This window comes from uncultured Maribacter sp. (genome assembly GCF_947496775.1).
GTDB lineage: Bacteria > Bacteroidota > Bacteroidia > Flavobacteriales > Flavobacteriaceae > Maribacter_B.
In genome coordinates this window covers 200,259-221,218 of record NZ_CANMDU010000003.1, presented here as the reverse complement: position 1 = coordinate 221,218, position 20,960 = coordinate 200,259, and the positions used below count along the sequence as shown (strand labels likewise).

Genomic DNA, 20,960 nt, shown 5'->3' with positions numbered 1-20,960 from the left:
CAACCTAAAAAAAATATAATGAAATCAATAAAAAAATATATAGTTGCATCAGCAGTTCTTTTAGGAACTAGTGTAAGTTTTGCACAAGAAGAAATGGAAGACAAAAAAATGATGTCTTCTGAACCAGAACAAGAAATAAGTAATATACAACAATATACACCTTCTAAACTAATAGGTAAAGGGCAAGTAGATATAAAGTGGTTTAATAATTTATATACACAAACAGAAAGTACTTTTTCAGAAGGTAAAGAAGCAAGGCAAACTTTTTTCACCTCTACTTTAGAGGCGTATACTGGTATCGGAGAAAATAATAGATGGAATATAGGTGCCATATTTGAATTCCGTTCTAATGTAATAGGAGGTAGAGATGCTTTAGATGTTTTTAAGTTTGATGGGGAAGATAACTCAGCACGTTCAGGTTTAACATCCATTGCTCCATCTGTAAAATTTGTGCCTATTAAATCTGTTAGTAATTTTAGTATTCAAAGTTCCTTTTTTATTCCTTTGGTAGATAATGAAACCGAAAATGGAGTTTTTCTAGATCAGAAAGGATTTACATGGCAAAACCGTTTTTTCTATGATTATACCTTCCCTGGGAACAAATGGCAATTATTTACGGAATTAAACTCAGAATACAATTTTGGAGACAAGGAAGAGAGTTTTGCAAATAATAGTTTAAATCTAACTCCAGGAGTATTCTTAAGTTATTTTCCAAGTTCTAAATTTACTATTCTTGGTCTAGTACAACATTCACAACGTATAGATTTAGGAAATAATTTTGAACAAGATTTTACTGCCGCTGGTGGTGGGGTTAAATTTCAATTGACAGATGCTTTGAACTTGGAAGCTCTATATACCAACTTCTTAAGAGGAAATAATACTGGCCTAGGACAAACATTTAATTTAGGGCTTAGAGTAATATTGTAGCAAACATAATAAATAGCTTAAATTAGAAGTCTTAATACTCATTAAATGAAAAAATTAGGACTTCTTTTTTTGTTATTAGCACAATTTTCTTGTTCTAGTCAAAAGGTTATAAAAATGAATGGAGTAAGTTTTGTAGCATCCGGAGAAGAAGCGCTACAAGAACATGTAGATAATGTAAAACATATTAATGCAAATAGTGCGGCAGTAATGCCGTTTGGTTTCCTAAAAGATATAAATTCTCCTAAAATTATTTTTAATACAGACCGTCAATGGTTTGGAGAAACAAAAAAAGGGGCAAAACAGTATATAGAGCTTTTACATAAGAATAAGATTAATGTAATGCTAAAACCGCAAATTTGGATATGGCATGGGGAGTTTACTGGAACTCTAAAAATGGAATCAGAAGAAGATTGGGTATTTTTAGAGAAATCTTACGAAAAGTTTATTATGACCTATGCGCAATTGGCGCAAGAAACAAATGTGGAACTTTTATGTATAGGGACAGAATTAGAGAATTTTGTAAATAACAGGCCCCACTATTGGAGACAATTAATAGCTAAAATTAGAAAAACATATAAAGGAAAGTTAACCTACGCTGCTAATTGGGACGAATATCCTAAGGTAATATTTTGGGACCAATTAGATTATATAGGAATAGATGCTTATTTCCCATTATCAGAGTCTAAAACTCCATCTGTGAAAGAACTGAAAGAAGGCTGGCAGCCCTGGAAAAATAAAATAAAATCTTTGTCTAACGCAACCAGTAAATCTGTACTATTTACAGAATTTGGATATAGAAGTATGGATTATACTGCTAAAAAACCATGGTTGGTAGATCGTACTGATGAAGGCGTTAATTTAATAGCTCAAGCCAATGCTAAAGAGGCTATATTTTCGGAATTTTGGCAAGAAGATTGGTTCGCTGGCGGTTATGTTTGGAAATGGTTTTTAAATCACGAAAATGTAGGAGGACAAAATGATAATAGATTTACCCCTCAGAATAAGCCAGCACAAAACGTTATAAAAAGCTTTTACAAAATATACTAAGATGAAAAATGTTTTTTTCCTTTTTTTACTAACTGTAATTTGTAGTTGTTCTAATGATTTGGAATCTAGACTAGACACTTTAGGCACCAATATACAAGGAAGAGAAATAGTAAAAGATAATGTAATAGCGTGCGCTGCAAGTAATGAAGATTCAGAAAAAGTAAGTATCTATTTTTATCCAAGAGATGGGGCAACGAATATGCAATGTTATAGCACAAATACTGCAAATGACGATAAAAATAACTACGGAAATTACAAATTAATAAACTTGCCTATTTCGGATGTTTTTAATGGATATTTAATGAAGTTTGATGGCCAATTTGATGCTGAAAAATGGGTTATTGTTACTTTTGAAGAAAGCGGGAAAATACATTTATCTAACCCTATTCGTTTAAAACATTTAAGCAAAGAAACGGAGTATTTACCAGAAAATATTGAGATTCAAACGAACACACAAATGCCAATCTTTACATGGCAAGACGGGGCATATACGGATTCTAAAATATACTTTCAAGTAGTATCTAATTCGCAAAGTAACTTGTTATCAGGGACTTATACCTTCGCTAAAACATTTACCTATTATAATTTAAATAATGTAGTGTTAAATATAACCACAAATACACCTCCAGAATTACAAAATGAAACAGATTATGTGTTTAATTTAATGGGTGTTAGTGAAGATAATTGGGTAAATTTATTTTCTATAAAACCATTTGCTCTGCAATTTTAAATTATGAAAAAATTATACTCTTTTTTCCTTCTAATTTTTGTTTTTTTAAACGGGTATGCACAGAAGGAAACTATTACAGAGGTAACCATAAAAGGAACAAAAAAAACAAAAGTTTCCTTTCTTAAAAAACTAATAAAAGTAGAAGCCAGAACGGAATTAGATTCTACTGTTTTAATTTCGGATATAGAGCACCTTAAAAGATTACCTTTTGTAGCCAGTGCTAATTTTTCCGTAGTAAAGAAAATAGGAATTGGTTATGAAGTAGTATACCAAATAGAAGAGAATTTTACTCTAATTCCCTTTGCTAATCTTTTTAGTTCTTCTAATGACGATTTTGCTTTTAGGGTAGGATTACAAGAATTTAATTTTTTAGGTAAAGGAGTTACCCTAGGTGCTTTTTATCAATACGATATTTTTAATTCGTTTGGAGTTAATATTAGAGCCCCTTATTTATTTAATTCTAAATTAGGTTTGGCAATAAATTATAAAGATTTGACCACTCAAGAACCTGTGTTTTTTGACAATACAAGTGCAGATTATAAGTATAATAATAATGGTGTTGAGGTTTTGGGGTTATATCAAATAAATTTTAAAAATAGAGTAGAGTTTGGCTATAGCGCATTTACGGAAGACTATAAATATATTTCTGGAGCTCAAAATACTGAGGTACCATTAGCTTTAAACGTAGATAAACACTTATGGAAACTTATTTATAATTATGATAATATCGATTATCACTATCAATATTTATCAGGTTTTAGAAGCTACTTAAATTTTCAGTATGTTGGAAGTACGGATACTAATTTACCAGAATTTTTAATTGGCTTTAATGATTTTACTTTTTTTAAAAGAATAGGAGAAAAAGGAAATTGGGCAAGTAGAGTACGTTTGGGTTTAGCAACCAATATAGATACCCCTTTTGCTCCTTTTACAGTAGATAATAATATAAATATTAGAGGAGTTGGCAATACTATAGATCGCGGAACTGCGGCAATTATTGTAAATACAGAGTATAGACATACTCTAGTAGATAAAGACTGGTTTGTTTTACAAAGCAATGTATTTGTCGATGGAGGTTCTTGGAGAAACCCCGGAGGAGATTTTGGAGATTTTAGTGATACGCAGAACCTTCGTATATATCCAGGAGTTGGGTTACGCTTTATGCATAAGAAAATATTTAATGCTATTTTTAGAATAGATTACGGTTACGGAATAACCCAAGATGCTTCCCGAGGATTGGTATTTGGTATCGGTCAATATTTTTAATGTTTAAAACATAGTTAGTTTCTTTTTTAAATCCTTTTCTAGAATACCTTAGAGTTGTATAAATTTGAATTGTCTATTTATTACTATTAGGCATCATTTTTGAATTCTAATTTATATGTCCAGATTTAAACCATTTTTTACAAGGAATATCCTTACCATAATAGTACTAAGCTTTTCTTTTATTACTATAGCACAAGACAGTTTAGATGTTGCAGTTGCCGAAAAAGGAGAGGGGGTTTATGCTTTGTTGCGTAAAAAAGGAAGGAACCCTTACGAAACTTTTGATGCCTTTGTTTCCTTAAACATAGATAATATGCGCGATAGTATTCATTTATACGAGGGCAGAACGTATAAGATTCCGGCTTTAAAGAAAGATACTTTAGAGGAAGTGACTACAGAAAAAAATGTAATCGAAAATACAGTATTAAATGATGGGAAAGGGTACGATATTTTTGGAAAAAAATACAATAGAATACCTACTAAGAGTACCAAGCTTAAAAATGCAGTCTACTATTTAGTTTCAGGTCATGGCGGACCAGATCCAGGAGCAATGGGTACTTATATTGGGAAATCTATTGCAGAGGATGAATATGCTTATGATATAACTTTAAGGTTAGCTAGAGAGCTAATTTCTCATGGAGCACTGGTTTATATTATAATAAGAGATATGAATGACGGAATTCGAGACGAACGCTATTTAAAGATTGATCATGATGAAGTAGCTTACCCCGACGAAGCAATTCCATTAAATCAAGTTGCTAGATTAAAGCAGCGTGTAGATATTATTAATAAATTATATAAGAAGCATAGAGGTAAGTACCAACGCTTAATAGTAACGCATATTGATAGTAGAAGTAAAGGTCAGAATATAGATGTTTTCTTTTATCATCACGAAAAAAGCAAGAATGGAAAAAAAATAGCAGAAAATATTCATGCAACCTTTCAAAAAAAATATAAAAAATACCAACCAAATAGAGCATATTCCGGAACTTTTTCGGACAGAACAGAATTGTATTTGGTTCGTAAAACACATCCTGCTATGACCTATATAGAGATAGGGAATATTAAAAATAAAAAGGATCAAAAACGAATTTTAGAACCAGATAATAGGCAAGCCCTTGCCAAATGGATTAGTGAAGGTGCTATTCTAGATTACACCAAAAAATAATAATATAAATAAAGGGTTTGTTATTGTTATATTTTTAATAAATCCATAGTTCATTCAAAATTAGTTAACAATGTTAACTAATTTTTGTATTTTTGAACAAAAGGAACATCTTTTAAATCTGAGTGTTATATTTTTTTAACTCGAAAATAAATATTTTAATAATATGGCGGACTATTTAATTACTGTTGATAAACAGGAGTTTAGGCGAGATAATGAATTGGTAGACTCCCTGGATATAAATACTATAGACAAGGAAAAATTTCATTTGCTTAAAGATAATAAAGCTTACAATGTAGAGCTAGTTAAGGCTAACTATGCAGCAAAAGAGTTAACTATTTCTATTAATGGGAATAATTATGACGTAAAAATAGAAGACGAGTACGATCAAATGGTAAAACAAATGGGTCTACTTTCTAACACTACTCAGAAACTAAATAATATAAAGGCTCCAATGCCAGGACTTATTGTAGATATTATGGTTACTGTTGGTCAGGAAATAGAAGAAGGAACACCTTTATTGGTTTTATCTGCTATGAAAATGGAAAATATAATTCTTTCTCAAGGAGAAGGTATTGTAAAATCTATTACTGCAAAAAAGGAAGACGCTGTTGAAAAAGGACAGATAATAATCGAGATGGAATAAATGAAAAGCATGAAAAAGATACTAATAGCCAATAGAGGAGAGATAGCTCTACGAATAATGAAAACAGCCCAGAAAATGGGAATAAAAACAGTGGCAGTATATTCAGATGTGGATCGTAATGCCCCTCATGTAAAATTTGCAGATGAAGCCGTTCTTTTAGGGAAGGCACCTTCTTCAGAATCTTATCTGGTAATGGATAAGATTATTGAGGCCGCAAAAGAAACCGGAGCACAAGGGATTCACCCGGGTTATGGTTTTTTGAGTGAAAATGCAGAATTTGCTAAAATGGTCACGGATAATGGGATAACTTTTATAGGACCAAAGCCGCATGCCATTGAAGTTATGGGAAATAAATTAGCAGCTAAAGAAGCTGTTAAAGACTATAGTATACCTATGGTTCCAGGAATAGAAGAAGCTATTACAGATATTGAATTGGCTAAAAAAATAGCTAAAAAAATAGGCTTTCCGATATTAATAAAAGCATCCGCTGGTGGTGGTGGAAAAGGTATGCGTGTTGTAGAATCTATCCAAGACCTTCCGGAACAAATGGAAAGAGCAATAAGTGAAGCTGTTGCTGCCTTTGGAGATGGTTCGGTATTTATAGAAAAGTATGTTACATCACCAAGGCATATAGAAATACAAGTATTAGCAGACACTTTTGGTAATGTTGTGCATTTGTTCGAAAGAGAATGTAGTGTACAGAGAAGACATCAAAAAGTTGTAGAAGAGGCACCTTCATCTGTTTTAACTCCAGAGATAAGAAAAGCAATGGGAGAAGCAGCAATAAAAGTAGCTAAAGCATGCGATTATGTAGGTGCAGGAACAGTAGAGTTTTTGTTAGACGCAGATAAGAATTTTTATTTCTTAGAGATGAATACGCGCTTACAAGTAGAACACCCTGTAACGGAGCTTATTACTGATTTAGATTTAGTAGAACAACAAATAAAAATAGCAAGAGGAGAATTGTTAGAATTTACGCAAGATCAATTATCAATAAAAGGACATGCGTTAGAAGTTAGAGTTTATGCAGAAGATCCGTTAGATAATTTTTTACCTAGTATTGGAACGTTGTCTACCTATATAAAGCCAGAAGGCTCTGGTGTAAGAGTAGATGATGGTTTTGAGCAAGGAATGCCTATTCCAATTTATTATGATCCAATGCTTTCGAAGTTAATTACCTATGGTAAAAATAGAACAGAAGCTATACAGTTAATGATTAAAGCTATTGACAATTATAAAATAGAAGGAGTTTCTACCACTTTACCCTTTGGCAAATTTGTTTGTGAGCATGAAGCTTTTCAAACTGGAAATTTCGACACGCATTTTGTAAAGGATTATTATAACCCAGAACACTTAATAAAAGAGTTTGCTATGGAAAAAGAAATAGCAGCTGAGGTTGGTTTAAAATTATATTTAGATAACCTCAAAGGAGTAAAAGTTCCTAGGAACGCATCTTCTAATTGGAAAAAAAATAGAAACTAGTTTAATATTGCCTTTATCAAAATGTATATAATGAAAGACAAACAAAAAATCCTTACAGATAAACTAGAAGCTGCTAAATTAGGAGGCGGTAAAGAACGTATTAAAAAGCAACACGCTAAAGGAAAATTAACAGCGAGGGAACGCATTCATTTTTTATTAGATGAAGGCTCTTTTGAAGAGTTAGGGGCTTTAGTAACTCATAGAACTAAAGATTTTGGAATGGATAAACAAATTTTCTATGGCGATGGTGTTGTAACAGGGTATGGAACTATTAATGAACGTAAAGTGTATGTTTTTGCCCAAGATTTCACGGTTTTTGGAGGCGCTTTATCCGAAACTCACGCAGAAAAAATATGCAAAGTAATGGATTTGGCAATGCGTGTTGGGGTGCCATTAATAGGTCTTAATGATAGTGGTGGAGCTCGGATACAAGAAGGAGTACGATCTTTGGGAGGCTATGCAGATATTTTTCATAAAAATGTTATGGCTTCTGGAGTAATCCCGCAAATTTCGGCTATAATGGGGCCATGCGCCGGAGGAGCGGTATACTCTCCTGCAATGACCGATTTTACTTTAATGGTAGAGAACTCTAGTTATATGTTCGTAACTGGGCCTAATGTTGTAAAAACCGTAACTAATGAAGAAGTAACTTCGGAGGAATTGGGAGGTGCAAATACACATGCAACAAAGTCCGGAGTAACGCATGTAACTGCTGCGAATGATATAGCTTGTATTAACCAAATAAAGGAATTGGTGAGTTATATGCCGCAAAATTGTGAGGATACTCCTGAACAAATACCATATGAATTAGGAGAAGAAATAAGGGAAGAATTAGAAGATATTGTTCCAGAAAACCCAAACCAACCTTATGATATGCGTCATGTAATAAATGGGGTTATAGATCAGGAATCCTTTTTTGAAATTCATAAAGATTACGCAGAAAATATTGTAGTTGGTTTTGCAAGATTAGCCGGTAGAAGTATAGGTATAGTTGCTAATCAACCCATAAGTTTAGCAGGGGTTTTAGATGTAGAAGCTTCTAAGAAAGCGGCTAGGTTTACACGTTTTTGCGATTGCTTTAATATTCCGTTATTAGTATTAGTAGATGTACCGGGATTTCTTCCAGGGACTGATCAAGAATGGAATGGAATTATTACTAATGGAGCAAAGCTATTGTTTGCTTTAAGTGAGGCTACGGTACCAAAGATTACGGTTATTACAAGAAAAGCTTATGGTGGTGCTTACGATGTTATGAATTCTAAGCATATTGGTGCAGATATGAATTACGCTTGGCCAGGCGCAGAAATTGCAGTAATGGGGGCTAAAGGTGCTAGTGAAATTATTTTTAGAAAAGAAATAGCTTCTGCGAAGGACTCTGAAGCTAAGTTAATAGAAAAGGAAAAAGAATACGCTGACAAATTTGCAAACCCCTACAGTGCAGCAGAAAGAGGCTTTATAGACGAAGTAATAGTTCCGAAAGATACTAGAAAAAAGCTGATAAAAGCGTTCTCTATGTTCGAGAATAAGAATATAAAACTTCCTAAGAAAAAGCACGGAAACATACCCTTATAATGGGGTAATGTTTCCATGCTTTTGTAAAAAAGATTGTTTAAATTAACTTATGGAACGATTTTATTTTATCATCTTCATTAATTAACTTACTCATGCATTCTTCTAAAAACGTAAGGAAAGTTTGTTTTTGTTCTGTAGAAAATCCTTCTGTTAAAAAATGAATAACCCCAAGACGAGATGGTTGCGTTTTATCTATTAAAGCTATTCCTTTTTTCGTAAGCCTTAAACGTTTTTTTCTTCTATCCTGACCATCTTCAAATTGTTTTATGAGCTTTTTTTCTAATAAGACATTTATAAGATTGGTTATATTGGCTCTTGAAACATTTAAAGATTCTGCCAACTCACTAGCCATTAGATCTTTTACGTGTTTTTCTCTTTTGAAAAAAGGTAAGTTGGGATTGCCAGAGAGATGTAATAAAATTAACCATTGTTGTGTCGTTAAACCAACTTTTAAATATACGTCATCTCCTATTTTTTTAAGCTGATTTGCTAAATCAAAGATGCTTAATACTATCGATTCTTCAATGCTTTTATTAATCATGTGTTTTTTCTATTAGAAAAATAAGTTGGCAAATATATAATTTAAAGATCTAATTATATAGTTTGTTAACTATTTTTAGTTGGGTTTGTATAAACAATTCTTTAGTAGGTATTTTTCCTTTGAATGAGTTTGGAGGGTAATGGCTATAAGATGTGTAGGAAGGTGCGTACAATTCAAAGCGTTGCCTTGCAATGTAGTTTTGCATGGAAATTTTAGAACGATAATCTCTTAATGCGTTAATATCAATATAGCTATTAGCTACCATACTGTCTCCGGTACCTGCTTCGGAAAGTACATTTCCTTCAAAATGTACAATTTTAGATAGTCCGTCAGTACTAGCAAACGGAAAATCTATCCCGGATATTCCAGCAGAATTGGCAGAAATTGTATAACACATATTTTCTATGGACCTTGCCCTTTTTGCAATATCTTTATGTGTTAAATTTGGGCTTCCAGCTTCTGAAGAAGAATGTAAAAATACCTCTGCTCCCCGCATCATTAAACAGCGAGCAATTTCTGGATATAATATTTCTTCGGATGCGATACAAGCCAGTTTTCCAAGTTTGGTGTCTGCTACAGGAAATAAAGAATCTTCACCATAGATTTTTAAATAATCATCCAAGACATCATGAGGTGTTGGAGCAAACATGGAGTTTAATCGTCTATATTTTAAAATAAGTTCGCCTTCATCATCAATGATAAAACTACTTTGAAAATATAAGTCTGGAAAGTTTTCATCTAGCTCATAAAAATTACCAGATAAGAAAATGGATTCTTTTATGCAGAACTCTTTCATTTGAGTAAAGAGAGTATCGTCTGTTGTTATACATGCTTTAGTATGCCATTCTTCTATAGATTCCCCAAAAGGAAAACTAGTTAAAAAATATTCTGGTAAGACAACCAATTTTAAGTCTGGTCCAATAAATTTTTTAGAACCACTTGTTTGCGCTAAAACGCTGGTTAAGGTTTTTTGCATTAATGCATGTGCAGACTTCTTGTCTGTACAAGAGTTTATTGCAGCGCATTCTATTTGTAGGGCTAGTGCTTTGTATCTTTTAATCAATTTATTTGAAATTAGGATTTTATTAAAGTTACTAAAAATAGTTAACATTATTAACTATTTAAGCTATAAAATCAGTTCAAAATAAACGTATCCAGTAAATTTAGGTGGTTATTTTTTTTAATTGGTAAGTTTAAATTCCAATTCTTGAATTGGTTTATTTTTTGTTGGCTCTGTTTTTTCAATAATTTGCCAACTAACCCCCGCAGTATCAGTAAAAACAAAAGCCTTTTCATTAAATTCATTATTCTGAATTACAGTTGGGTTTAATTTGTGTTCTGTTACTAATTTATGTACCATTTTTAGTTTTGGGGTATAAAAAGAATGAAGTGTAATTCCTTTTTCGCCTACTTTTTGTTTATCAGATTTATTGGTTTTATCTCCTCTTGGAATAAAAAATTTCATTTTACCACAAATATTATTAGGAGACACAAATCCTTGGTACCAATGACTATAGCCAGGTTCCATTTGAAAAACACGTTTAGGGCCTTTTAGCCAATCGCCATCTACAGTGGGTTCTTCTTCAGCCTGTAACCCCAACGCAGTAGATAAGTAGGCCATTTGCTCCATGGAAGAGGCATTTATAACAAAATCATGGTGCGTAAATTCACTCGTTTTTAATGGAGTATTGTTTTCGATAGTACCGTACCCAGGAATTTTATAACCATAACGTTGAAAGAATATGTGATTAAAAAACTCGCCGTAGACTGCATTTTCTCTAACAATAATTGGTCTATTGAAAAAATCTCTTTCGCCAGTATTTAATCCAAACAAATCATCTGCAATAGGTTCTGTTGGTAGCCAAGGCTTTTTGCCAGATTCTCTAGCGGTTTGGTAAATATCGTAGAGTCTAAAGATATCAGTAGTTCGCATTACTGCTATTCTAGTTCCAATAGTTTCTACGGGAGCATAACCAATTCCTTCTCCAAGAGGTTTTTTCCATTCTAATATCCGTAAGAGTCCATGACTGTCTATAGATCCATTTTGTAATCTATAGGAGGTTAATTCGGAATCTACACCATATAAGTTAATAGCTTCTTTAGCTTGTATGGTGGCACTATCTGTTACATTAAAGCCAAAATCTTTAAAATATTTTATAGCATAATCCGCATTGTCTACGCCTATCATTACTTCATATAAGCCACTAATACCAGTATCAGGTATTTTTTGGGAAGAGGTTTCAGTTATCATAAAAAGAAATGTTAATAGTAAAATGTATTTTTTCAAAGTCATATTACTTGACTTTAGGAATGTACGTTTAGAATTAATTTTCCAAAATTTTCTCCTGTGTATAGCATTTTCAATGCAGAAGGAAAATTATCTAAACCGGTAATACTATGTTCTTTTACCTTTATTTTTCCTTCATTTATCCAGTTAGCAATTTCTTTTACAGCTGCTGGCCATTGTTCTATATAATCAAAAACAATAATTCCGTTCATTTTTCCTCTAGCAGTAACTATTTTCATATAGTTTTTTGGGCCATATATATTTGCCATATCATTATACTGAGAAATGGCGCCACAAATTACTACACGCGCTCCTCTTGCCAAGTTTAATAGAGCAATATCTAATGTTGGACCACCGACATTATCATAATATATATGCACGCCATTTGGAGCGTATTCTTTTAATTTTTGATTTAAATCCTCGGTTTTATAATTAATAGCATAATCAAAACCGCATTCCTCTACTAAGAATTTACATTTAGAGTCGCTACCAGCCGAGCCAATAACAGTGCAGCCTTTTATTTTTGCGATTTGACCTACTGTGGAGCCAACAATTCCGGCAGCTCCCGAAATATAAACAACATCACCAGATACGGGCTCGCCACTTTTTAAAAGACCAAAATACGCAGTCATTCCTGGCATACCCAAAACACCTAAATGATGAGATATTTTACTACTAGAAATGTCTAAAAGTGTTAATTCTTCTCCGTTAGATATACAATAGTTTTGTGCTCCTAATAAACCAGAAACGCAATTTCCTTCTTTGAAATTTTCATTTTTAGATTGTATTATTTTTCCAGCAGAAAATGTTCGTACTACAGCTCCAATTTCTATTCCTTTAATATAGGTTGTACCTTCATTCATCCAACCACGAATAGCTGGGTCTAATGAAATATCATAAATTTGAATTAATACCTCTCCATCTTTAATTTCGCGAAGTTCTTCTATCTTTATATCAAAATTAGTATCTTCTATTTCGCCTTTTGGTCTATTAGCTAAAATTACCTTGGTGTTTTTCATTTTCTTGTTGTTATTTGGAGCAGAGTTGGTTTTTACGCTCTTGTTTTAGGAAAGAAATATGTTAAATATGACTCCTGAATATTTAAAAATACAAAAAATATAGTTAACATTGTAAATAATTAACTATATTAACTAAAATTTTTAATATAACATTTTTATTTTGGAAAAGAGAAGATGGGTTACAGTAGGTAATTTAAAGGTTCATTATTATATAATGGGTGATGGACCCGCACTTGTTATGTTTCACCCCTCTCCGCACTCGGGGGAACTTCTTTTGCCTTTAGCTAAAGAATTAGCTTTTGACTATACTGTGATTTGTGTAGATACTCCTGGTTATGGAAAATCGGATAGATTAAACGTTGATCCAACAAGTTTAAGTGACTATACAGAAGTATTGCATATTTTTTTTAAAGAAATTGAAGTAGAACAACCACTTTTATACGGTTCGGCAACCGGGGCGCAACTTGCAATAAGATATGCATTAGATTATCCAAATGAAGTTTCTCATATTTTTTTAGATAATGCAGCTCATTTTAATGATAATTTACGTGCCGCTATATTACGGCATTATTTTCCAGATCTCACACCTGTAATAAATGGCAGTCACCTTAGACAAGTTTGGGTAATGGTTAATAGAATGTTTCAGTATTTTCCATGGTGTTTTGCGGAAAGTGAATATGCCCTTAACCGTCCACAATTACCTAAAGAAGCCTTGCATATGATTGCACTAGATTTTTTAAAAGCAGGAGGAATATATCATTTAGCGTATAAGGCAGCATTTTTACATGAAAAGGGAGAATATGTACAACAATTAAAAGTACCCACTACCATTTTTAGATGGAAAGGAAGCATAATTAAAAAGCACATTGACGATTTGCTTGCTTTTGATTTTCCGGAACATGTTGAGGCTGTTTCCATACCAGAGGGGCATACAGAAAGAAATTTAGAAATGATTAAGCTAATTAGAAGTAAAAAAGAGGGTGTGCTAAACTATCAGCAGCCGGAGAAGTTTAGTCAAGAGCCAGAAATAAAATCTGTTATTAAAGGAAAAATACCCAACAGAAAGATTCCCAAAATTTCAGCTGATGGTTTACATTTTTTTGAAGCTTGGGAAATACTTAAAAGGGAAAACCCAAATTTTAGCGCCCAGGAAATACAAAATCTTATGGTAAAATGGTTTACAGAAATTTAAAAATTACAATATGAAATCTATAGTTACTTATCTTGGAATTATTTGCTTGGTATTTTTTAGTTTTAAGTCTTTTCATGAAACGAACAAAACTACTTTTAGTCATGAACCATTAATAATAGGGGAGTGGGATAATTTTCAACAGTATTGGCAAGAGAATACGGCAGAAAAAATACATGGTATAGAAACAGATGATAAACACAAACATTTATCATTAATAGTAAAGAAAATAGAAAACGGAGGTTTATCTATGGAAATCCGAGAAGGACGAAATGGTAAGAATTTTATAGAAAAAATAAACCTATCTAAAAATCAAACCGAAAGCGATGATTTTGTTTTAAAAGGCGATACGCTGTTTATAAAAGGGGAGAATCACTTTAAAAATAAAGACCCTTACAAGTTTATAAGAGCTCGGAAATTTTCTGGATGGATTGAAATTCCTATGGAATCGGAGCCAGATGGAAAATACCATCAAGGAAATTTAGAAATAAGTGATCAAGGTGGAATGGCAGAGTTAGATGTTGACGGAGTAGATTATACAGTAGAACTAACGCAATTAGTTTATGGTAAAAAATTGGCTATTATGAAGTTGGCAGTATACGATATGCCTTTAGATAGTGTTGGCATTAATAGCCGTTCTATTAGTTATACTTGGGTTAATCCAGAAGCGAAAAGAATTGGAATTAATTTAAGAAAAATTATTTCTGGTTGGACATTTATAGAACCCGGATTTGTTAATCAAAATACTTGGAGAAAGAAGAAAGAATGATAGAACAGTTATATAAAGCAAACAAAAATTTTGTAGTTATTATTGGTTGTAATAGCGGCATTGGTATAGCATTAATAAAGCAATTATTAGAGATTAATGCTAGAGTAATTGGTGCAGATATTCAAGAACACTCTAAAAGCACTTTAACGGAAAATTACTCCTATTCCCAAGTAGATCCTTTAGATGAAAATGCTATTCTACGATTTGTAGATTTTGTAAAGGAACAAACTAACGAAATTATTGGCTTGGTAAATTTATCTGGCGCAATTACTTATTTTAAATCTATTGAAGAAATGAGTATGCAAGAATGGAACCATACCTATAATATTAGTTTTAAAAGTTGTTTTAATTCTTGTAAAGCTTTTGCATCACTTTTAAGAAATACGCCAAATTCTTCGGTGGTAAATATGTCTTCTGGTTTAGCTTTTATTGGACAAAAAAATTATGGTCCTTATAGTGCAGCAAAAGCTTCGGTAATTAGTTTTAGTAAAACCTTAGCGGCGGAGTTAGCACCAAATACAAGAGTAAATACGGTAGCACCAGGAGCTGTTGATACTAACTTTATTTATAAGGAAGATGGGTCTACACGGATTAATAAAGAGCAATACCAAAAAATTGTTCCTTTAGGTTCTATTGCTAAACCAGAAGAAATAAGTTCTGTTGTTTTGTTTTTATTAAGTGCTGGGGCATCACATATGACGGGACAATGCTTACATGTAAATGGGGGTGCAGGTATGCACTAAATATTATCCCATAGTGCCTTTTACTAACCCGCCATCTACTGATATAGTCTGACCCGAAATATAACCACTATGCGGTGATAGTAACCAAAGTGCTAAAGAAGCAAAATCATTAGGACTACCTATTTTTTCCATTGCCGCTTGTTTGGCTACTGAAGCTCTAATTTCTGATTCCGGAATTCCTTTAAGTTCGCTGTTTTTTTTGAATAGGTTTTCCATTCGTTGCGTGGCATGAAATCCAGGGCCAAGAATATTTAAGGTAACGCCAGAAGCTCCTATTTCTTGAGAAAGTGTTTTTACATAACCCACTACAGCTAATCGCATGGCGTTGCTAAGTACTAAATTTTCTATAGGTTGTTTAACCGAAACACTTTCAATATATAGTAAACGACCATATTGTTGCTCTATCATTTTAGGTATTAGGGCTTGTGTTAACCCAATTTTCCAACGTACTACAGTTTTGTAAGCATCATCCCAATCAGATAACTTTGTATCCAAAACAGGCATTGCCGGTGGTCCGCCAGAGTTAATAACTGCTCCTGTTAAAACTCTATTTCCTATAGTATTTACGATAGTATCCAAAACTTTTTCATCCGATAAATCGCCAGCAATAATTTCTATGTTATCACTTAATTTTTGAAGTTCTTTTAGTTTTTCAATAGTACGGGCAACTGCAATAACTTTAGCGTTCTCAGAAATTAATTGTTCTGTAATTGCTTTACCAAAACCACTAGTGGCACCACCAACTAAAAACAGTCTATTGTTAAGATGTAGGTTCATAATAATTTATTTTAATTTAATTCCAAGATATGATAGCATCAAAGAAAATAGGCTCCTGTGTCTCAATAATACTAACAAAATCTTTTGGCATTTTATCTTTAGAAAAATAGCGCCGCACAATTGAAGTATAGGTCATATGTCCACGTGCATTTGCTAGATTAAGTTGAGGAATCCAATTATCTTGGCTCATTTTAGTATGTATTGATGGAATATAACTAAATGAACGATCCATCATATATTTTTTATCAAAATAATATGTGTCCATTCCCATCCGAGTTCTCCAGCTGTTATTTTTTTTAGAATACCACTTTGTAAAAGAGTGTCTTGTTAAACAAAATTGTTCTTCTAATTCAGTAATAACAAAATTTAAAGGTTTTCCTATAGCGGTACTTTCTATTTGCATATTAAACCCAGTAACAGGCCCATTTGGTGTCATGATACCACCATTTGGTTTTGAAATGTATATTGGGAGAGATAGGGTGTCTAAATGGTATGGGTTCTTAATTTTTTCAATGTACTTATTAGTTATTGGGTCCTGGTAAATGCGAGCTATTTTAGATTTACCTTCGATATTACCATCTTCCAGAACTCTTTTTATTTTTATTTCGCAACTTGAATACCGAAATAGCTCTTTACCAAATTCATTCAGGGATTCTGTCTTATCCGGTCTTACTCCAAAAACACGAGTTTCTGTAAAAACATAGGTTTTCTTTTCGGTAACATCACTTTGTAATTTTTCATAGAGTAAAACCTTGTCTTTTGGATTGTTAAGGTCATAAGTGAAAATTTGAGCTGTATTTTCTTTAGCTGGAAGGTTATCTTTACTCTCCTCTTGTTGCTCCATACATCCTATTGCTATAAAGCAAATAAAGAGCAGTATTAGAACAGATGTTCTTAACGGTTTTTTCATGATAAAGCAGTCTTTTTCTCCCTAGCAATTATTCGAGTAAATATAGCTATTACCCCAACAGCAATAACACACATTACTACACCATAAACACCTGCTGTAGCGGCCATCTTTGGTTCGTTTAAAAGTCCGGCGGAAAGAGCAATTGTCATTCCTAAGACATTATTTTGCATACCACTTTCAATGGCTATTGTTGCCGCTTGTTTGGTAGATATTTTTAAAGATTTGGCACTAAAATATCCAACGGAAAGCGTAGCTACATTTAGTAAGATTACACCTAAAAAAGACGCTTTAATAAAATACCAACTGTCTCCAATTTCTTCCAGTTTCATAATCATTAGTACTAGAGCTAAAATAATAACTATTCCGGAGCCCCAAGAAATTACGGATTTACTTTTTTCTGAAAAAAGAGGAAATTTATGTTTAATGTACATTCCAATTAGAACAGGAAGGGCCGTTAACTTAAAAATATTGAATACGGTAGGTCCAAAAGGGAGCTGTATACTTTTGGAGGATGTCCCTAAAATTGCATCTAAAGAGAAATTTATTATAAAGGGAATAGTGATGATGGTTATCAAACTAGAAATAGCGGTTAGGCTTATAGATAAAGCAGTATCACCTTTTGCTAAGTGCGAAAATAAGTTGGATACCGCTCCTCCAGGACAACAGGCTACAATCATTAATCCCATAGCAACCATTGGTTGCATGGGTACAATAGCAATAATGGTAAATGCAATAATAGGAACAAGTACTATTTGATTAAAGAGGCCTACAAAAATTGCTTTTGGAGCTACGCCTACTCTTTTAAAATCTTTAATAGTAAGTGTTAAACCCATTCCTAACATAACAAGGAATAAAATAATTTGTAAAATGACAGGAATATAGGATAAGATTTGTGCCGTCATTTATATTTTATTTTTAGTTGTTTTTCCAAGCTTTTAAAATGGAGCTAGCCGATGTGGACCATACCGCTTCATGACTTCCGAGAAAATCTAAAACGTGCTCTAAATATTTAATTCTATGCGGTTGCCCTAGTATCCATGGATGAATATTTATACTTAAAATTCTTCCTCCTTGCGTTTCCGTTTCTTGTAACAGAAAATGAAAAGCATCTATTACTTGATGTTTCCAATCTTCAGCGGAATGAAGATTGTTTAAAATAATAAAATGATCATCTAATTCTGTAGTCAATGGCATAGCTGTTAAGATACCATTTTTTGTTTTAAAATTGTATGGCATTTCATCATTTACCCAATCGCAAAAATAAGTAATGCCATTTTCTGCTAATATATCTGGGGTGTTTTCCGATTCATTTTTTGCGGGACTAACCCAACCTTTAATATCTTGTTTTGTTAGATTTCTTAGTCCATCTAAAGAACGTTTTACCAATTCTTTTTCTTCTTTTATATTTTGTCCGCCGTAATGTAATTTATCCATGTCATAACCATGACACAAAATTTCATTACCTCTATCTTTTATTGTTCCTGTTAAATAGGGTAAACGTTCTGCAAGTCTCGTATTCATAGCAAAAGTTGGTACTATATTATATTTATCTAACGCTTTAAAAAAACGATAAATACCAACTCGGTTACCATAATCTCTTAAACTGTAGTGCCGTAAATCTGGATATGGCTTTGTCATACCACCAGGAACTTTAAATGGAATTCCTTTTTGGTTTAGCGGAAAAAATTGAACTCCTACATTAACCCAAAGAGCAATTTTTTTACCCTTAGGCCATACTATAGGTTTTCTGTTGCTAAGCATATTCCATTCGTAACGCTCATGATCCATACCATAGGAACGCTCTGGATATTCTAGGTACGATTTATCTAATGCCATAACGATTGTTTTTTTCTTGAATGTCCTTTAAAGAAGTCTCATAATAATTATCTAAAAAGAAAGTAGCAATTTCTTTTCCAGTAGTAACCCAAACATCGGGATGCCCTGTAATGTATTCTAGGGCTTCTTCATATGCTTTTATACGATGTGCATTGGTTACTTGGTAATTATGCGTGGGTATACACATAATAGTTCCGCTTTCGGCACCCTCCGCATAAAGGCGGTCAAAATTATCCTTAAGTTCTTGTCCGTATCTACGAGGCGTTATTTTTTGAACTAAGTACGCAATAGTATCATTCATTTCTAAAGAATAAGGAATAGAAGCAAAACGTTTTCCGCTTCTTAGATGAATTGGAGTTGGTTGGTCATCGTGAAATAAATCACAGGAATAAAATCCCGCTTCGTCTCCAAACAATTCAGTGCCTACTTCTGCAAATAAATCTAAGGTATTTTCGGAATGAGAAAGGGCAGGGGCTAAATATCCCGCACATTTTTGTCCGGTATGTTTGTATATGGTTTCTATAGAATCTTTTATCATGTCTCTTTCTTGAATTTCAGACATTCCATAGGTATATCTTGTATTATATATGCCGTGGCTAAAAAACTCCCAATTACGTTCTTTACACAATTCTATTATTTCTGGATGATGGTCGCATAAAGCGGTAGAAAGGGATATAGAACCGCGAATACCATATTTTTCTAAAAGTTTCATTTGGCGAATATGTCCAACTCTATTACCCCAATCTCTACTGGTATAACCCGGTAAAGCAGGATTGGGTTGCGGCCATGGTTTCCTAAAAGGATTATTTGGAGGATTTAGCTCGTAAAATTCAATATTTGGAGCCACCCAAAAAGCAACTTTAGCCCCATTAGGCCATTTAATTTTGGGTCTGTTTTCGTAAGGCCAATAATCGTAGTATCCTGGGTCTTCCTTCATAATTATATATTATTTAGCCAAGTGAAAACTTCATTAACTTCTCTAACATCGCAATATTTTAAAGATAAATCTGTAAGATTTGCATAATGGTAACTCTCATGTTTATCTGCAACGCATTCTTCAGGAATTATAGTTCTATATCCTCTAGAAAGAGAATCTACTCCTGCAGCTCTAATACAGCCAGAAGTAGAGCCGCCAGTAAGAATAATAGTATCTACCTGATGCCATACTAAAAGGGATTGTAATGGAGTTTCAAAAAAAGGAGAAGGCATTTTCTTTTCATAAAAAACATCGGTGCTCCTATCTAAAATTAAACGATCATCTAATTCCGAACGTTCGGAACCAAATTTTATGTTTTGTAAACTATCTGGAGTGTCGGTTCGGGTTCCCCATACTCCGGCATCGGCAGCAGTATCCATATAAGCAACATTGGTCCAGACTACTGGCCATCCTAATTTTCTGAATTTCGCGGCTAATTCATTTACATAATCCAACTGTTTGGGATCATTTTGATAAGCTGTTTTAAAAAGATCGGTTCTGGTATATGCTTTTTGTATATCTATATTGACTAAAGCAGCTTTTTTACCAAACCCAAAACGTTTACGTGCTGGGTTAGCTTTTACTTCAAAATAAAGTTCTTTGGCTGTTTTATCTGTGGTCTGCATAGTACTATTTTTAAATTTTATTTCTTTTTTTTGATTTTCGAAGATTGCATTGAAATTATAACCCAATTAGTTTCTTGTTTTTTCCATACTACAGTAAGTCTATATTCCCCTTCATCAAACTCTTTAAACTTTCGTTTGTTACTATAATTTGTTAGAATTACATTAGTATCAATTTTTAGAAAGGAAATATCCGAATTCTCATAACTTTCAAAAGCGTTCTTAATATTTGCTAAGGCTTCTTTTTTACTATATTTTTTTCCACTTTGAGAAGTAAGAATAAGATTATCATGGTATATTTTATCTGCCAAGACTGCATCACTATTTAGATGTGCGGTTTTTAAATTCGTAATCTGAAGTAATATTTGTTCTTTTTCAGCAGTACTTATTTCTTGAGAAATACAACCCATGTAAATAAATAACGTACAAAATATGGTAGCTACTAATTTCATAAG

The 20,960-nt window shown here is 32.9% G+C and carries 22 protein-coding genes; 11 read left to right on the top strand and 11 right to left on the bottom strand.

Annotated elements, in window-relative coordinates; genetic code table 11:
- Window positions 1–18: 18 nt before the first annotated feature.
- The 8 genes from Q0856_RS07680 (at window position 19) to Q0856_RS07645 (ending at window position 8,835) form a co-directional block, all read left to right on the top strand.
- Window positions 19–927, top strand: a complete 909-nt coding sequence (locus tag Q0856_RS07680) for a hypothetical protein (protein ID WP_298477624.1) — start codon at window positions 19–21, stop codon at window positions 925–927.
- Window positions 928–972: 45 nt separating this feature from the next.
- A complete protein-coding gene (locus Q0856_RS07675; RefSeq protein WP_298503882.1) occupies window positions 973–1,974 on the top strand; it encodes a glycoside hydrolase TIM-barrel-like domain-containing protein in 1,002 nt (333 codons plus the stop codon).
- Between the two features lies 1 nt (window position 1,975).
- The gene (locus Q0856_RS07670) at window positions 1,976–2,704 is read left to right on the top strand and encodes a hypothetical protein (protein ID WP_298477630.1); all 729 of its coding nucleotides are present in this window, start codon (window positions 1,976–1,978) and stop codon (window positions 2,702–2,704) included.
- Window positions 2,705–2,707: 3 nt separating this feature from the next.
- Entirely contained in the window at window positions 2,708–3,970 is a 1,263-nt protein-coding gene (locus tag Q0856_RS07665) for an outer membrane protein assembly factor (RefSeq protein WP_298503880.1), read from the top strand.
- Between the two features lie 115 nt (window positions 3,971–4,085).
- The gene (locus Q0856_RS07660; protein ID WP_298503878.1) at window positions 4,086–5,138 is read left to right on the top strand and encodes an N-acetylmuramoyl-L-alanine amidase; all 1,053 of its coding nucleotides are present in this window, start codon (window positions 4,086–4,088) and stop codon (window positions 5,136–5,138) included.
- A gap of 163 nt (window positions 5,139–5,301) precedes the next feature.
- Window positions 5,302–5,781, top strand: a complete 480-nt coding sequence (locus tag Q0856_RS07655; RefSeq protein ID WP_298477640.1) for an acetyl-CoA carboxylase biotin carboxyl carrier protein subunit — start codon at window positions 5,302–5,304, stop codon at window positions 5,779–5,781.
- A gap of 9 nt (window positions 5,782–5,790) precedes the next feature.
- Window positions 5,791–7,263, top strand: a complete 1,473-nt coding sequence (accC, locus tag Q0856_RS07650; RefSeq protein WP_298503875.1) for an acetyl-CoA carboxylase biotin carboxylase subunit — start codon at window positions 5,791–5,793, stop codon at window positions 7,261–7,263.
- 30 nt (window positions 7,264–7,293) lie between these two features.
- Window positions 7,294–8,835: an acyl-CoA carboxylase subunit beta gene (locus Q0856_RS07645; RefSeq protein ID WP_298503872.1), complete on the top strand. Its 1,542-nt coding sequence runs from the start codon at window positions 7,294–7,296 to the stop codon at window positions 8,833–8,835.
- Between the two features lie 37 nt (window positions 8,836–8,872).
- Here the strand turns inward: Q0856_RS07645 and Q0856_RS07640 are convergent, their stop codons facing one another.
- The 4 genes from Q0856_RS07640 to Q0856_RS07625 form a co-directional block, all read right to left on the bottom strand.
- Complete coding sequence (locus Q0856_RS07640) at window positions 8,873–9,376, bottom strand: MarR family transcriptional regulator (RefSeq protein WP_298477649.1); 504 nt, start codon at window positions 9,374–9,376, stop codon at window positions 8,873–8,875.
- A 49-nt stretch (window positions 9,377–9,425) separates the two neighbouring features.
- Window positions 9,426–10,439, bottom strand: a complete 1,014-nt coding sequence (locus tag Q0856_RS07635) for a nitrilase-related carbon-nitrogen hydrolase (protein ID WP_298477652.1) — start codon at window positions 10,437–10,439, stop codon at window positions 9,426–9,428.
- Between the two features lie 117 nt (window positions 10,440–10,556).
- Window positions 10,557–11,627 (bottom strand): hypothetical protein, encoded by a 1,071-nt coding sequence (locus tag Q0856_RS07630; RefSeq protein WP_298503869.1) that lies wholly within the window; start codon window positions 11,625–11,627, stop codon window positions 10,557–10,559.
- A 53-nt stretch (window positions 11,628–11,680) separates the two neighbouring features.
- Window positions 11,681–12,682 carry an NADP-dependent oxidoreductase gene (locus Q0856_RS07625; RefSeq protein WP_298503866.1) on the bottom strand — a complete coding sequence of 334 codons (1,002 nt, stop codon included), beginning with the start codon at window positions 12,680–12,682 and terminating at the stop codon, window positions 11,681–11,683.
- A gap of 160 nt (window positions 12,683–12,842) precedes the next feature.
- Between Q0856_RS07625 and Q0856_RS07620 the strand changes: the two genes are divergently transcribed.
- From Q0856_RS07620 to Q0856_RS07610, 3 genes are read left to right on the top strand one after another with little or no spacing between them, the layout of a single operon-like run.
- Window positions 12,843–13,874 carry an alpha/beta hydrolase gene (locus Q0856_RS07620; RefSeq protein WP_298503864.1) on the top strand — a complete coding sequence of 344 codons (1,032 nt, stop codon included), beginning with the start codon at window positions 12,843–12,845 and terminating at the stop codon, window positions 13,872–13,874.
- A 10-nt stretch (window positions 13,875–13,884) separates the two neighbouring features.
- On the top strand, window positions 13,885–14,640 hold the full coding sequence (locus Q0856_RS07615; protein ID WP_298503863.1) for a hypothetical protein: 756 nt from the start codon (window positions 13,885–13,887) through the stop codon (window positions 14,638–14,640).
- Window positions 14,619–15,383: an SDR family oxidoreductase gene (locus Q0856_RS07610; RefSeq protein WP_298503862.1), complete on the top strand. Its 765-nt coding sequence runs from the start codon at window positions 14,619–14,621 to the stop codon at window positions 15,381–15,383. The genes Q0856_RS07615 and Q0856_RS07610 overlap by 22 nt, the downstream gene beginning before the upstream one ends.
- 3 nt (window positions 15,384–15,386) lie before the next feature.
- On the opposite strand, the gene Q0856_RS07605 is transcribed toward Q0856_RS07610, so the two are convergent.
- The 7 genes from Q0856_RS07605 to Q0856_RS07575 are packed head-to-tail and all read right to left on the bottom strand — an operon-like array spanning window position 15,387 to window position 20,957.
- A complete protein-coding gene (locus Q0856_RS07605) occupies window positions 15,387–16,160 on the bottom strand; it encodes an SDR family oxidoreductase (RefSeq protein ID WP_298503860.1) in 774 nt (257 codons plus the stop codon).
- A gap of 16 nt (window positions 16,161–16,176) precedes the next feature.
- A complete protein-coding gene (locus Q0856_RS07600; RefSeq protein WP_298503859.1) occupies window positions 16,177–17,070 on the bottom strand; it encodes a DUF1838 family protein in 894 nt (297 codons plus the stop codon).
- Window positions 17,067–17,972 carry a bile acid:sodium symporter family protein gene (locus Q0856_RS07595; RefSeq protein ID WP_298503856.1) on the bottom strand — a complete coding sequence of 302 codons (906 nt, stop codon included), beginning with the start codon at window positions 17,970–17,972 and terminating at the stop codon, window positions 17,067–17,069. The genes Q0856_RS07600 and Q0856_RS07595 overlap by 4 nt, the downstream gene beginning before the upstream one ends.
- A 13-nt stretch (window positions 17,973–17,985) precedes the next feature.
- The gene (locus Q0856_RS07590; RefSeq protein ID WP_298503855.1) at window positions 17,986–18,906 is read right to left on the bottom strand and encodes a polysaccharide deacetylase family protein; all 921 of its coding nucleotides are present in this window, start codon (window positions 18,904–18,906) and stop codon (window positions 17,986–17,988) included.
- On the bottom strand, window positions 18,893–19,843 hold the full coding sequence (locus tag Q0856_RS07585; RefSeq protein ID WP_298503854.1) for a polysaccharide deacetylase family protein: 951 nt from the start codon (window positions 19,841–19,843) through the stop codon (window positions 18,893–18,895). Before Q0856_RS07585 ends, Q0856_RS07590 begins: the two co-directional genes overlap by 14 nt.
- A 2-nt stretch (window positions 19,844–19,845) precedes the next feature.
- Window positions 19,846–20,508, bottom strand: coding sequence for an isochorismatase family protein (locus Q0856_RS07580; RefSeq protein WP_298503852.1), 663 nt, complete (start codon window positions 20,506–20,508; stop codon window positions 19,846–19,848).
- 17 nt (window positions 20,509–20,525) lie between these two features.
- The gene (locus Q0856_RS07575) at window positions 20,526–20,957 is read right to left on the bottom strand and encodes a nuclear transport factor 2 family protein (RefSeq protein WP_298503850.1); all 432 of its coding nucleotides are present in this window, start codon (window positions 20,955–20,957) and stop codon (window positions 20,526–20,528) included.
- Between the last annotated feature and the right edge of the window lie 3 nt (window positions 20,958–20,960).

Coding starts and splice junctions, on each gene's coding strand:
- Q0856_RS07630 (WP_298503869.1), bottom strand. CDS start 11,627: ATGATAACTGAAACCTCTTCCCAAAAAATACCTGATACTGGTATTAGT.
- Q0856_RS07605 (WP_298503860.1), bottom strand. CDS start 16,160: ATGAACCTACATCTTAACAATAGACTGTTTTTAGTTGGTGGTGCCACT.
- Q0856_RS07655 (WP_298477640.1), top strand. CDS start 5,302: ATGGCGGACTATTTAATTACTGTTGATAAACAGGAGTTTAGGCGAGAT.
- Q0856_RS07615 (WP_298503863.1), top strand. CDS start 13,885: ATGAAATCTATAGTTACTTATCTTGGAATTATTTGCTTGGTATTTTTT.
- Q0856_RS07680 (WP_298477624.1), top strand. CDS start 19: ATGAAATCAATAAAAAAATATATAGTTGCATCAGCAGTTCTTTTAGGA.
- Q0856_RS07590 (WP_298503855.1), bottom strand. CDS start 18,906: ATGGCATTAGATAAATCGTACCTAGAATATCCAGAGCGTTCCTATGGT.
- Q0856_RS07660 (WP_298503878.1), top strand. CDS start 4,086: ATGTCCAGATTTAAACCATTTTTTACAAGGAATATCCTTACCATAATA.
- Q0856_RS07640 (WP_298477649.1), bottom strand. CDS start 9,376: ATGATTAATAAAAGCATTGAAGAATCGATAGTATTAAGCATCTTTGAT.
- Q0856_RS07580 (WP_298503852.1), bottom strand. CDS start 20,508: ATGCAGACCACAGATAAAACAGCCAAAGAACTTTATTTTGAAGTAAAA.
- Q0856_RS07670 (WP_298477630.1), top strand. CDS start 1,976: ATGAAAAATGTTTTTTTCCTTTTTTTACTAACTGTAATTTGTAGTTGT.
- accC (WP_298503875.1), top strand. CDS start 5,791: ATGAAAAAGATACTAATAGCCAATAGAGGAGAGATAGCTCTACGAATA.
- Q0856_RS07625 (WP_298503866.1), bottom strand. CDS start 12,682: ATGAAAAACACCAAGGTAATTTTAGCTAATAGACCAAAAGGCGAAATA.
- Q0856_RS07595 (WP_298503856.1), bottom strand. CDS start 17,972: ATGACGGCACAAATCTTATCCTATATTCCTGTCATTTTACAAATTATT.
- Q0856_RS07585 (WP_298503854.1), bottom strand. CDS start 19,843: ATGAAGGAAGACCCAGGATACTACGATTATTGGCCTTACGAAAACAGA.
- Q0856_RS07600 (WP_298503859.1), bottom strand. CDS start 17,070: ATGAAAAAACCGTTAAGAACATCTGTTCTAATACTGCTCTTTATTTGC.
- Q0856_RS07645 (WP_298503872.1), top strand. CDS start 7,294: ATGAAAGACAAACAAAAAATCCTTACAGATAAACTAGAAGCTGCTAAA.
- Q0856_RS07675 (WP_298503882.1), top strand. CDS start 973: ATGAAAAAATTAGGACTTCTTTTTTTGTTATTAGCACAATTTTCTTGT.
- Q0856_RS07575 (WP_298503850.1), bottom strand. CDS start 20,957: ATGAAATTAGTAGCTACCATATTTTGTACGTTATTTATTTACATGGGT.
- Q0856_RS07665 (WP_298503880.1), top strand. CDS start 2,708: ATGAAAAAATTATACTCTTTTTTCCTTCTAATTTTTGTTTTTTTAAAC.